Origin of the sequence: Streptomyces californicus, from assembly GCF_000717645.1 — a bacterium.
GTDB classification, from domain to species: domain Bacteria; phylum Actinomycetota; class Actinomycetes; order Streptomycetales; family Streptomycetaceae; genus Streptomyces; species Streptomyces californicus.
This window is the reverse complement of sequence record NZ_JNZZ01000019.1, coordinates 26,441-39,192: the sequence shown is the minus strand read 5'-3', so window position 1 is coordinate 39,192 and position 12,752 is coordinate 26,441. Positions and strand designations below refer to the sequence as shown.

The window sequence follows — 12,752 nt, the reverse complement described above, 5'->3', positions numbered from 1 at the left end:
GCCTGCGACTGCGTACTCTCGCCGAGGTCATCGACTTCCTCGGCGCGAGTGGGCAGACCGGCACCATCGACGGCACCGAGACCCGAGTGCGCCGCCCGGCCGCCGGGCGCAAGGACCGGGAGAAGTGCATCTCCGGGAAGAACAAGCAGAACGCGCCTCGCCGTCCGCCGGGAACGCCGCACTGAACTCCACGACGCTTTCGTCTCTCTGGCCTGCCGCCTGATCTGCTGCCGACGCCTCAAGAAGACCCGCACGTGATCGTGTCACGAGCTCTCAGTGGTTCAGCCGCGCCTCAGCCAGGCGGACAGACTGAATAGGCGCCACAGTGTGCGCCAGTCGCGATGCTCCAGATTGTCCAGGGCGCCGTCCTGCAGGATGCCCGTCCCCTTGAGTGGCCCGTCGGTGATGGCGGCGGAGAACTGGAGCCAGTTCTCCGCCATCCAGTCGGCGTAGGAGAAATGATCGTCGAAGCCTACCTTCGGTTCGGTGAATGCTCCTGCCAGCGGGGTGTTTCGGAACGAACGCCGCAACAGCGGCTTCGAGCCCCCTGGTCCGAGGCGCTCAGTCACCGGGAGGCTGTAGACGGCAGCCAGCAGGTCGAGGTCGAAGAAGGGAGACCTGACCTCCACCTGTCGTGCCATGCCGTTCTCGTCTGTAGCTCGGAAGTTGTCGTAGGTCATCAGCCGGAACATATCGAGAGCCTGGCCGAAGAGCACGGGGTCGCTCGATTCCGCCCATGCGTAGGGGAAGGGCTTTTCCAGCGGATCGGGAAAGGACGCCGATACGCGATCCGCCAGGTGCGGCGCGGCGTTTTCCTCGACGAACCGGTGCCAGGCGCCCGAGCGGTTCCACCGCTCCCAGGCGGACGACGCGAGCCAGTGCTTCGTCGGCGCGGGCTCCTGGGCTCGTAGCGCCGCATACCGGGCGTATCCTCCGAAGACTTCATCGGCTCCGTGCCCTCCGACCACGACGGCGGAGTGCTCCCGTGCGGCGGCGTGCAGGGCGTCGTTGTGCAGCACCAGAGGTTCAGCGGCTGGGCCGTCGAGTGTCGAATTCAGAATATCCACGGCGCCCTGGACCGTGGGCATCCGGAACGGGACCTCGGTCAGTCGGACGCCCAGAAGGGGCGCAAGACTCCGCGCCCGCCGGAGGTTCACATCGGTGACTGGAGACAGTTCGGAGTAGACCGTGATGACCGCGGCGGCGCCCGCTCCGTCCAGGGCCGCTGACAGGACTGCCGCAGAATCCATGCCGCCGGAGAATCCCACCGCTACGGGGTGGTCCGCCACCAGCGCCCGGCGTTGGGCCTGGGCGAGAACGGCGTCGACCTCCTCCTGCGAGGCCGGCGCACTGCGCAGTGCCGAGACAGGAGCCAGCGACGCCGTGTGCCGGGGCCCGAACGACTGAGTCCCCAGGCGGAGCACTGAGCCCGCCGGGACCGCGAAGATCTCCCGGTAAAGGGTTCGGCCCGTCGGCACTCGCCCCAGCCCCAGGAAGGCCAGCGCCGCTTCTTCGTCCAGGTTCAGCAGGCCTGGCGGCAGAGCTGCGGCGAGGCACCGTACCTCCGATGCGAAGGCGAAGAAGTCGGGGCAGTCGAAGAAGTAGAGGGGGCGCTCTCCCAGCCGGTCACGTGCGAGCGTCAGCTCGCCCGACTGGCTGTCCCACAACGCGACCGCGAACGGACCGCGCAGTTTCTCCAGGGCGCCGATCCCGTGCTCGGCGTACATTTCCAGCGCGACCTGGAGGTCTCCTGGCAACAGAGGGCGTGTTCGTGCGGCGGGAAGCTGCTGTTCCAGTTCCTTGTAGTTCAGGATCTCGCCATTGCCGACCATCACCAGTTCGTTCCGGGAGTCCCGTAGCGGCTGTTGTGCGGCTTCGACAGCGATGACAGCGTGCCGTGCGCAGTGCAGGGCTGCGCGGGTGTCGGCGAAGTCTCCCTGCGAACTTCGCCCGCGGTGGGCGAGACCGGCGCGTAGGCGTTCCATCATGTGGTTTCTGTCGACCCGGGAACGCTGCTTCAGGACGATGCCTCCGATGCCGCACATGGCGTCTTCCTTCCGGTTGGGTGTTGTCTTCCCTCGTTCCGACGGCAGTTCGACCGGCCGGATTGCTCAGTGGGTAAACGTCTCCAGCGCGGTCGTCCTCCCGACCCGTTGTGCGGCAGAGATCAATCCGGGCCACAGACGTGAGAGGGCGGCGAATTCGTGGATGGCGCCGGCCACGTATGCGTTGACAGCACCGGTCTCCTCTTCCAGTCCGGCCAGCCGCACCAGAAGACGCCGGCGGACCTCGCCCGTGGCCGCGTTCGCGGCGTCGCGGTATACGGCCACGAAGTCGTCGGGAATGCTTTCCGCCCCCCGGGCGCCCTCGTGGAGCGCTTCGACGAACAGCTCTCCGTAAGCCCGGGAGTCGAAGTGCCCATCGGACAGCACACGCGCCCGTTCGGCCACGAGCAGGTGGTTGAAGCTGTTCCAGTGGCGGCGCAGTACGGCGTAGCGCACCTCCGCCCGCACGTACCAGGCCAGATGGGAATCGTCGCGCTGCTCCGTGCGCCAGGATTCGTAGGTGTGCCGGGCTGGGAGGCTGTGGTGGAAGACCGGGAGGTCGAGCTGATAGAGCAGTCCCTTCTGGAAGTAGTCGCTGCCGAGGATCCCCACGGCGGGCATCTCTGGAATCCACTCGTACACGCTTCGCATGGCCGCGATCCCCATCTCGACCACACCTGTCAGGTCGCGCTCGGCGTGCTGCCCTCCCAGGAGCGCCGCCCGTTCCCGGACAGGCGGGAGAGGTGGGTGTCGGGCCGGGGCGGAGGGGAGTTGGCTCAGCGCGTCGATACGGGCGGCGTACTCCGTCGAGTCGCGTTCCAGGTCCCTTCGGTCTCGGGTTGGGCGACCCGTGAGGAAGGAGCCTGCGCAGTAGGCCGCAGCGCCGCCCTCGGGGCGGGCGCGACTGAGGAGGTCGGCTTCCAGACGGAGCGGAGAGGCTCCGGTGTCGGGGTCTACCGTCGTGATCTGGTCGCTGTCCCGGCGATGCAGGGAGACCGCACCTTCCAGGGCGGCGACCAGGGCGGCCTTGTTGGGACCTGCCCCGTAGGAACCGGTGGGTTTGACCAGGGCGGTCTGCGCCGTGGCTCGGTCGGCCCCGGTCAGCCCGGAAGCCGCGATCAGTGTGGTGGCCAGACGACGCCAGCCCTGTTGGTCCAGTGTGTGTACGCGCAGGCCCGATTCACGGGCTACCCGCTCGGTCACCTGGCGGTTGGCCCGTGACACCGGCGGCGCGCAGTCGTCGACGACGAGGAGGGTGACGTTGTCTCGCTGGCTCTTCTCCAACGATGCCACTTCGGCGGCCACGGAGTGGAATGCCGCCTCGAAGGGGCGGTTGACCGGCAGATAGACGACCCGGCGGACGGTCGGGGCGAGATGGTCGGGGACGTTTCCCGCAGGGGTGGGCATGGCGGTGAATCGCCTCCTCTCAGTGTGGTCCAGGGGGGGGTTCCGCTGCTGCGGCACATGAGCGGGTGCTGCCACAGCAGCGGAACCGGTCATGGCGGCTACCGATGCTGGCCGGGGTCAGCGCCGAGCCGGCGAGCCGTGTGCTCGAACTCGGCGGCGATGTCGTCCCACGTTCCCGGTGCGGACCGGTCGGGATCGATGGCGGGAGCGAATATCTCCTGGAGCCGCACCTCCGGTGCGGGATGTCGGCGCACGAAGTGGGCCAGGTTGCGGCACCACTCCCGGTACATGTCGGCTGTTACCGGTGTGCGGTGCTCGTGGCGGACCACCGCCGACGGGGCGAAGTGCGTGGTTGCACCGCCCTGCACCAGCCGATAGGCGAGTTCAGCGTCCTCCAGCCCCCAGCCGGTGAACGTCTCGTCGAAGCCCCCGACCGCCTCAAGACTGTCCCGGGGGAAGGAGGCGTTGCAGGTCCAGACGTGGTGCCAGCCGGTCACCATGTCCTCCAGGGAGCTGTCGAGGAGACGGAACAGCTGCTCCCGCTCGTCGCCCCGGACCACCGGTGGGAGGGCCTGCGGGTCGAACCCGTGCTCCAGGCGCACCTCGTCCATTGGCCCGTCGGCGAGTTGGAGACGCCGGCCCGCGACAACGCGGCCGGGGCCGCCTGCGTGCAGCCGGGCGTGTTCGGCAAGGAAGTGCGGCTCCACCACTTGGTCGGCGTCGAGCGTCACCACAAGGCCTCCCGTGGCGAGAGCCAGACCGGCATTCCGTGCCCGGGCCCGACCCGATCTGTCCGTTCGAGGCAGAAAGGTGTACCGCAGGTCGAGTCGGGAGGGGAACTGGGCGATCATTTCGCTTGTGCCGTCGGAGGAACCGTCGTCCACGACGATGACCTCGTACGTGAACGGAGGCCCCGCGTCCGATCCGTGAGCGCCGATCCTCTGGTGGAGGAGCGAGAGAAGACAGCATCGCAGAGTGGTGCGGGCGTTGAACGTTGGAATGATCACGCTGATGCGGACCTGTGCGGCGCCAGGCGGCCTTGTGTCTGCCTGGCTGTGAGGCCGGTCGTCCTCGGTGGCAGTCACTTTCCGGTCGCCCCGTGACGTGTTCCGGGCGACGGAGAACCGCTCGTTCCGCAGGCAGTCGCACGCGGCCCCTCGGCGGCTGCCAGGGCCTCTTCCACCGACTCGGCCACAACCAGCCGCTTGATCACGGAGGAGCTGGCCAGTCCCGTGCTGACCAAGTGCTTCTCCATGAACTCCAGCCAGGCCGACCAGAGACTCTCACCGGCCGGCTGCATCAGGACGACCGGGAACCAGGCAAGTCGGTTGGTGTCCTGGTGGACCAGCACCTCGTACAGCTCGTCGAAGGTGCCGACACCACCGGGGAAGACGAACAGAGCGTCGATGTCGTGGGTCAGGAGTAACTTGCGCAGTGCGAAGGTCGCGACGGTGATGGACCTGGACGGGTCCAGCACGGTGTCGGGTTCCTCACCGGGGATCTCCACCCGCACCGCTCGGGACAAGCCCTCCCCACTGCCGTCCCGCGCGGCCTGCATGATGCCGGGGCCACCGCCGGTGATCGTGGTCCACTTCGCCGCGGCCAGTGCCGTGGCGAGTTCATACGCCAGGGTGTACGCCGGTTCGCCGCGGCGCGTACGGGCCGAGCCGAAGACAGTGGCCACCCGCTCCTGTGCCAGCGTCTGCGATGCCTGGCTCCACTCGCGCGCGGTTTCCACCTCGTGCGCGAGCGACTGAAGCACGGCCACGAGGCCGCTGTCGATGTGCTGCGTCATCGGAATCCCTTTTCTTCAGAGTTCACCGGTCGGTGTGCCGTGGTCCTTCAACTCCGTACGCGAGCCCCGTCCGCAACGCGATGTGCCCTTGATGAGATCGTCTGCGATGGAGGCGGCCACGACGTGCGCCCCGTCGAACGGTGCCCCCACGTCGGGTACTCGAGCTTCGGCCAGTGCCGTCCGGGCCAGGTCCACATAGGCCGTCGTGTAGCCGGTGTCCCCCGCCAGCGACTGGTTGATCTCCCCCACCTGGGCCGCCTTCTGAGCCTCGGGGGCACGGGCGTCCACCGTGGCGTACGGACCGATCAGAAAGTCCCAGATCCCCAGGCGTGAATGTCGCGCCATATGGCGCGATATTAATACTTGGCTCCAGTTTTGAGGCGGTAAGGGAACATAGGGGCACTTGGCGCGGGACACCTCGATGAGGGTGGTCATGCCGGGTGAGCTGAGGACACCGGCGCAGGTGGCCAGTTCACGGTGGAAGTCGCGGCCGGACAACTGGCGGGCCTGGCCGAGCGACCCCAGGGAGAACGTGCCGCCCGCGCGGTTCATGGCAATGCTCAGTTCGTACGGGTCCTGCCGCAGAGCCGTGAGCAGTCCCGCGGCGAGTGCGAGGTAGACCTCTCCGGAAGAGCGCCCGGCCGGGTTGCTCAGGCCGCCGAGCTGGACGAGCAGCCGCCTCACGGAGCGTGGGCCCGGCGAGATGTCGGTCGGCGCTGTTTCGGCGACGATTCCCGAGACGGGAGTCACTCCGGTGATCCCGAGCGCGGTGAGATGGTCAACGCTGCCGAAGACGTCCTGGGCGAAGTACCGATGCACCCTTGTGAGCAGACTGCCGTCCGGAATGTCCGAGGGCTGCCACATGAAGCCGAGGCTGTCGACGTAGTACGTCCGGGCTGCCTCCTCGGAACTTCGGATCAGATCCGGAGCCAGCACGTTCAGCACGGCGTCGATCGCTCCGGTGCCACCGACCGCCTCCGGCGCCAGGGGCCTCACATCGGGCTGCGCGGAGAAGAAGTCGCGGGCGGAGTCCGTTCCGTAGTACTGGACGTCCACACCCCAATGGGTGCGCAGGACTTCGCCGATGCTGTACGCCTTCGAGGCAGGACCGAAGCCGAAGGGGGTGGCCACCACGGCGACCCGTGGCCGTCGTCGTGGATCCGAGGCGGTCGTGGTCGCGTCCTTTGCGTCGGTCATCGCGTGATGTCTTCCGGTGACCGGTTGAGGTAGTCCAGTGCGACCTGGTTGGGCGTGACCTTGAACCGCGAGAAGTGACCCGTGTCCCAGCGCATGCGGCGCACGCCTCGCATCTCGGCGCCAAGCGCCCGCTCCACCAGCCATGCGTGCGGTCCGCCGTGGCCGACGACCAGGACCCGCCGGCCGGCGTGCCGCTCGGCCACCTCGTCGAAGAAGCCGAGCACCCGGGCTCGCGCCGCCTCGTAGGATTCCTCCTCCTCCCGCTCGCACAGATCGCTGTTGCCCCCGAGGACCGCATCCGCCTCAGCGCCAAGCTGTGAGCGGACCTCGTCGAGCTCTACGCCGGCGAGCTGATGGAAGACCCGCTCCCGCAGCCGGTGTTCGGGCTGGGGCGTGACATCGATCGTCGCGGTCACCAGCGAGGCAGTCTGCTCCGCACGACGGAAGTCGGACGTGTAGACGATCTCGGGTGCGAACCGCTCCACAGCGGCGCGCGCCACGCGGGCCTCGTCAATGCCTTGCTCGGACAGACCCATCGCATAGGGATCGGGGTAGATGTCACTGGGGTACTCGGGAGCACCGTGGCGCAGGAAGAGAATGTCGGCCGCTCCCTGGTCAGCTGCCTCGCCCTGGTACGGGGGCTGCAAGTCCAGGAGGTCCAATACGTCGTCCGCCACCTCTTCGGGCTGCTTCCCGTCAAGGGACAGGACGATTCCGCTCGGTCGGAACTGGGCGTGGAGCTCACGCATCCGGTCCTCCTCCATCCGGGCCAGCGGATCGCGGGAGGCGTTTCGGTCGAGCAGATCGGAAAGACTTCCCTCCAGGGTGATGACGATCAGCCGCATACCCTTCCTGTGGAAGCGCAGCTTCTGCGCGGACAGGAAGTCGACGTCCTCGAACACGCCGTCGATCACGGGTACGAAGCCGCTCTCCAGGTATGAGGAGGCGAGATCCAGGCAGCCGAGCTCGGAGGCGACGAGAGTGAAGTCGCTGAAATCCCGGGGCTGTGCCATGTAGCGCACCGAGTCGTTGGAGATCCGGACGGACGGCTTCAAGGCGTTGCGAAGCAGCGCGGCAGTGGTCGTCTTGCCGGAGTTCGGCAGGCCGCGGAGCAGAAGTGCGAAGGATGACATGGGGGGTCTCACCTGTCCTGTGTGAGGTGTTGGCGGCCCGCCGCGATGGCCTCGGCCACTTGGTCGACGGCGGAGTCCGTCACATATTTCGAAGTGGGAATACTCAGAATCCGCGAGGCGAGGCCGACAGCCTTCCCGGGCCACGGGCCGGCAGGGGCGCCGCTCGCGAACTCCCGTCGGTACAAACCGTATTCCACCCAGCTCTTCTTCCAGACCGGCCGGGCCAGCACCCCGCGGCGTGCGAGCTCAACGCGGAACTCCTCCGCCGCCGCGGTATCCCGGGCCAGGACAAGCGTGTGCGATCCGGCGTCATCGGCCGGGTTCTCGCTCTCGATGACGGGGATATCACTGAGCCCGGCCCGCAGCCGTGACCGCCGCTCCCGCTGCCGGGCCAGCGTGTCCTCCAGCCGCACGGCCTGATCCATGACAAGGGCCGCCTGAAGCTCGGTCATCCGCAGGTTGTCACCGATCAGGGCATCCTCGTGGTCCCAGTCCGGCAGACCGTTCTCCTGGCGCACCGCTCCCAGATCCGACAGGCGGTAGACCCGTTCGATCACCTCATCGGGCCCGGCAACGAGTCCGCCTTCACCCGAGGAGATCTGCTTGGCCTGCTGGAAGCTCGTCACAGCGACGTCACCCACGCGGCCGGCGCCCGCCTCTGACGAACCAGCTCCCAGCGCCTGGCACACGTCCTCGATCATCGGTATACCGAGCCGGTCGCAGACGGCACGTATCGGACCGGCCGCAAGGGCGTGGCCCTGGACGTGCACCAGGAGGACCGCATCGAGGTGGCCCACGCTCTTCTCCAGAGCGTCGGCGTCCATGCTCAGGACGGATCCGCCCATGTCGACCGGCACCGGCTCGGCGCCGGTCGCTGATATCGCCATGGCACACGCGATGAAGGCGTAGGCATTGACCGCCACTCGGTGACCGGGGCCGATGCCCAGCGCACGCAGGGCCAGGCGCAGGCCTACGGTGCCATTGGCCACGGCCACTGCCCTCTCCTTGCGGAAGTGCTCGGCGAAGTGCCGTTCGACCAAGGTGTTCGCCGATTCCCGGTCGCTCTCGACGTAGCGGAAGAGCTGTCCGTCGGCGAGCACGCTCTTCAGGTGGCTGAAGGAGTCGGTGTCCTCCTGGGAAAGGTCGAAGAGCTGGTGAGGGTTGATGACGCCCGCTCGGGTCGTCAGGTTCCTTGCAGTCATCGTGGTGATCCCATCTTCACGAGTAGGGGTTCGGTGAGCCGACGGCCTCCGCCTGTCACACGCGTCGTGCTTCCGCGGAACATCGGCAGCGCCGACGGCGGCGTCGCGTGCATGCGCTGAACCGGTCCGTGACACGCCTCCAGCCGCTCCACCTGTTCGGCCGTGACCGAGGTCGCGGGGGCGATCGGATACAGAGGGGTGCGGGTCCATCCGGAGGAGGAGCCGGATGGCGTCGGAGGCAGACGCAACTCCTGGGCCAGCGGCCCACGGAGAAAGGCTTCCACCGCTGCCCGACGCGAGGCCAGCAACCGGTCGGCCCTTGCCAAGGCTTCGGGAAGACGGGCCAGCAGAGGGGCGGGGAACCGAGCGGCACTGGGAGGGCGAAGCAGCTGCCGGTCCGCTCCATCGCCGCGGGAGACCGCTCCGCGGATCAGTGAAGCCGGCCCGAAGAGCGCTCCGCCCGCGCCGAGCGCCACCGGCTTGGTCGAACCGAAAGAGATGACGGCGATGGTCCCAAGCGAACCGGCCGGGGCACCGCCCACCGCCGATCCCCAGGTCTGGGCGACATCCTCGATCACCGGGATGTCCGGCCCCACCGTCTTCATGATGCCGGGCACATCACAGGGCAGTCCGTACTGGTGCACGGCGACGACAGCGCGGGTGCGTGGGCCGCAGGCCAGGGAAACTCCCAGGGGATCGAGCGTCAGGGCTTCCCCCACTCCCGTGAACACCGGGATCGCTCCCCGTCGCACGACGGCGGCGGCCACCGAGTGACATCCCACGTCAGGCACCACCACTTCATCGCCCCGTCCGATGCCCAGCACCTCCAGGGCCGCTTCGAGAGCGGCGGTACCGGAGGCGGTGAACTCGACGGCGGGCTGGGCCATACGACGGGTCAGTTCCGTGACGGCTGCACCGACCGTGACGTGGTCGGCCGCACCAGCGAAGCCCTTGGCGCCTTCGTCGGGCCGTTCCACTTCTGGCGCACCGGACTCACTCGAAGGCATGGCGCAACCCCTTCCCGCCGTCACGGACCGCCCTCATCCGCCTGTCGAAGCCGGTCCGCTCGGCCGCACGCCGCGCGCCGGCCAGCGGGTCGCCGTACCAGAGGTCCACGCGGCTCATCCGGTCGGTGCACAACAGGTCCTTCAGCGAGTCGGGACTTCCGTGCAGATCGACCACCTCTATGCCGCGCCCGCACCACTCCTGGCGCAGCCCCTGCGTGAGCAGATGGACACCGGGTGAGTACCGCCGGTAGGACTCGTCATACGACCATTTCAAGCAGGTCAGGCGGCCTTTGACCCGGGAGTCCAGCCGGAAGGCGACAGAGTGGTCGCCGTCCCGCAGGAAGGTAGCGGTGAGCACCCCTGCCCCGATCAGACCGGCGTACAACCTGTCCTGGCCCTCTCGCGCACGCATGTTCTGCCCGCGGGCGGACTTCCACGAGCGGTCATCGATCCGCAGGACCTCCTCGGCGGCCGCCTCGCCCGACCGGCCGAAAGACAGATTCAGGCCGTCCCGCTCGACGAGCCGCTGTTTCCTGCTCCACTGTGAACCACCGCGCTCGGTCACGCGATCCCACAGGTCGGCGCCGTCGAGCGACCAGTCGATCAGCGAATTGGGTGGCCGCTCCCACACGCTGAACGCGTCCACGACTCCTGCCTCGGCCAGCGAAGCGTCCACCAGAGGGAGGTAGACAGGGAGCCCGGTGGCATCTGCGGCCGCGGCCACCAGAGCAACCAGGGGCAGGGGGACGGTGCAGTCCGCGAGGAGCGGCCGGTCGCCGCCAAGCGCTGTGCACACGTCCGAGCCCAGCTGCAACGGGAACACCCCCCGGTGGCCCATCACCACAAGGACGTCCCGCCCCGACTCGCCGACCGCACGGGCGTACGCGGGCGACTGCTGCACCCGGGATCCGCAGAGATCGTAGAGTGCCTGCCAGTACGCCTCCTGCTCGGGCCTGAGTTCGCCGAGTGGGGTGACCTGGAGCGGGCCGCCAGGGCTTCCGGCCTTTCGCACGTCCCCCCGAAGGAAAGGCGGAAGCGCAGCACCCTCTTCCGGAGACATGGATGCCCGATCCTCGTTCCGATTCACCCGAACCTCCCGGCAGGCTCTTCCCGCCCATCCTGCTGCCAGCGGAACTGCCCGTAACCGACGGCCTGCGCGCCGAAGCCGGCCATGAAGCGATCGATGCCCGGAATGACACTTCCTTCAAAATCAAAAGAGATCACGCCGGGTGACTCCAGTGTCTGTACGACCGCACTGTCGACCAGCAGAGTCGGTGTCCCGCGCGGCCCGGTGCGATCGAACCACTGGTGCATGAGTATCGCGGTGTGACGGTCCCGCAGGACGAACGCCTGTCCGCGCAGGACGCCTTCGGCGTCGACCGCCGCGAGACAGCGGACCGCCCCCTCGACGTGGCGGAGCCGCAGTCCGGCGGCCCTCCGTTCCGCAACAGCCGCCTCGGACTGGCCGACGACGGCGCGAGCGAAGTCGAACTCACACGGATCTGCGGCCTCCACACACAGAACGCGCCCCGCAGCCCGCAGATGGTTGCGCACGGTGGGGCTGTAACCCCCTCGGGGGTCACAGCCCTCACGCATGTCCAGCATGCGAGTGTGCCGACACGCCACGTCTCCACCCACCTCGGCGAGTGCAGCTACTTCGCTGAAGCACGGATCCATGGGCAACTCGACCAGGTGCACATGCTGCAGGACCACCTCGATCAACGAGAGAGCGACACGGTGCCGCTCCAGGGGATGGAGGTTCGGATCGATCCAGGGGGAGGCGTATGGCAACAGCCGGTGTTCTCGCCGTGCCACGTCACCTTTGCCCTCGATGCCCGTGTCCAGCGGGCAGACCCAGACCCCTGCCACGGCGCCCCCGCGTCGCCTGCGACAGACCACAGTGAGCGTCCGCGTGTACAGCTCCGTTGCGACGGAGGAGTTCCACACCGGGACGGGAAGCTCGGCGACGGTCTCCGCATACGACTCGCGTGTAACTGGTTCGCTGTGCATATCGGCCTTCCGGGCATGAACGGCAGGGAGCCGGGGCCCGCGCTGCGGACCGGTACGGGCAGGCAGTGATCGGCTGGCTTCCGCAGGCTGCTACATCACGTCCAGAAGAGCGAAGGTCTCCTGAAGGCTGGTGGGCACCACACCATCCCGTGCCGCCATCTGCTTCGCCATACCGAGCTCCGAAGCCGTCCTGTCCCGGATGACCGCTGGTGCGCCCCGCCCGGTGACGATGGCTTCGTCCAGGTCGGAGTAGTGAGACAGGGCCCAGCTGGATCCGGTGGAGGAGGCGAGCGCGTCCGTGAGCACAGCCGGGTCCACGCCGAGCTGACGGCCCGTTCGGATGGCCTGGAGTGCGGAGTGCCGATTCGCGTAGAGCAGCCAGTTGTTGCAGAGCTTGACCGTCATGCCGGCACCGACGTCTCCGGCGTGGACGACGTTGTCGGCGTAGCGGTCGAAGACCGGCCGGGCTACGGCGAAGGCCTCGTCTCCTGCCCCGACGAACAGGGACAACGAACCCTCGCGCACAGCACCGCCGCGGCGGCTGAGCGCGGCATCCACCAGCATGTGTCCGTGGGTGTCCCCCATCCGGGTGTGCAGGTCCCGCACAACCTCCGGGGTGAGTGTGGTGTGCAGCGCGATCAGGGACTTTTGAGAAGCATTCGGGCCTATCCCGTCGGCGGAGAAGAGAAGTGACTCCACGTCGGAAAGGTGCTTCGCGATGACCAGGTGCACGGAGGCCTTCTCTGCGGCATGCCGGACGCTGCCCCACCGAACGAGGTTCTGCTCCTCCACTTCCACCGATTCGGATGGATCGTACGTGTGGACCCGCGCACCGCCCCGTGCCAGGCAGCGCGCTATCTCCGAGCCCATCTCTCCCAGACCGTAAAGGGCTATTTCCATCGCGAGTCTCCCTTCTTCTGGCATTCCACGCGGATCCGAGGATCGGATCCGTCCAC

Annotated in this window: 11 protein-coding genes; all 11 read right to left on the bottom strand. The window is 67.9% G+C overall.

The features are described 5' to 3' along the window. Positions 1-281: 281 nt before the first annotated feature. Positions 282-2,045: an asparagine synthetase B family protein gene (locus IF19_RS0124135; RefSeq protein ID WP_030118413.1), complete on the bottom strand. Its 1,764-nt coding sequence runs from the start codon at positions 2,043-2,045 to the stop codon at positions 282-284. Positions 2,046-2,111: 66 nt separating this feature from the next. Continuing rightward, complete coding sequence (locus tag IF19_RS0124130) at positions 2,112-3,452, bottom strand: DUF6271 family protein (protein WP_030118412.1); 1,341 nt, start codon at positions 3,450-3,452, stop codon at positions 2,112-2,114. A gap of 98 nt (positions 3,453-3,550) precedes the next feature. Continuing rightward, positions 3,551-4,459 (bottom strand): glycosyltransferase family 2 protein, encoded by a 909-nt coding sequence (locus tag IF19_RS0124125; RefSeq protein WP_158706238.1) that lies wholly within the window; start codon positions 4,457-4,459, stop codon positions 3,551-3,553. A 74-nt stretch (positions 4,460-4,533) separates the two neighbouring features. Next, positions 4,534-5,247 carry an LOG family protein gene (locus IF19_RS0124120; protein ID WP_050491080.1) on the bottom strand — a complete coding sequence of 238 codons (714 nt, stop codon included), beginning with the start codon at positions 5,245-5,247 and terminating at the stop codon, positions 4,534-4,536. Positions 5,248-5,262: 15 nt separating this feature from the next. Next, complete coding sequence (locus IF19_RS0124115; RefSeq protein WP_128647705.1) at positions 5,263-6,444, bottom strand: hypothetical protein; 1,182 nt, start codon at positions 6,442-6,444, stop codon at positions 5,263-5,265. Next, positions 6,441-7,577 carry a histidine phosphatase family protein gene (locus tag IF19_RS0124110; protein ID WP_030118408.1) on the bottom strand — a complete coding sequence of 379 codons (1,137 nt, stop codon included), beginning with the start codon at positions 7,575-7,577 and terminating at the stop codon, positions 6,441-6,443. The genes IF19_RS0124115 and IF19_RS0124110 overlap by 4 nt, the downstream gene beginning before the upstream one ends. 8 nt (positions 7,578-7,585) lie before the next feature. After that, the gene (locus IF19_RS0124105) at positions 7,586-8,779 is read right to left on the bottom strand and encodes a DegT/DnrJ/EryC1/StrS family aminotransferase (RefSeq protein WP_030118407.1); all 1,194 of its coding nucleotides are present in this window, start codon (positions 8,777-8,779) and stop codon (positions 7,586-7,588) included. Continuing rightward, positions 8,776-9,786, bottom strand: coding sequence for a DegT/DnrJ/EryC1/StrS family aminotransferase (locus tag IF19_RS1000000135495; protein ID WP_078580489.1), 1,011 nt, complete (start codon positions 9,784-9,786; stop codon positions 8,776-8,778). Before IF19_RS1000000135495 ends, IF19_RS0124105 begins: the two co-directional genes overlap by 4 nt. Next, complete coding sequence (locus IF19_RS0124095; RefSeq protein ID WP_030118405.1) at positions 9,773-10,846, bottom strand: GNAT family N-acetyltransferase; 1,074 nt, start codon at positions 10,844-10,846, stop codon at positions 9,773-9,775. Before IF19_RS0124095 ends, IF19_RS1000000135495 begins: the two co-directional genes overlap by 14 nt. 23 nt (positions 10,847-10,869) lie before the next feature. Further along, entirely contained in the window at positions 10,870-11,655 is a 786-nt protein-coding gene (locus IF19_RS0124090) for a hypothetical protein (protein ID WP_128647706.1), read from the bottom strand. A gap of 231 nt (positions 11,656-11,886) precedes the next feature. Further along, a complete protein-coding gene (locus IF19_RS0124085) occupies positions 11,887-12,696 on the bottom strand; it encodes an NAD(P)-dependent oxidoreductase (RefSeq protein WP_030118403.1) in 810 nt (269 codons plus the stop codon). Between the last annotated feature and the right edge of the window lie 56 nt (positions 12,697-12,752).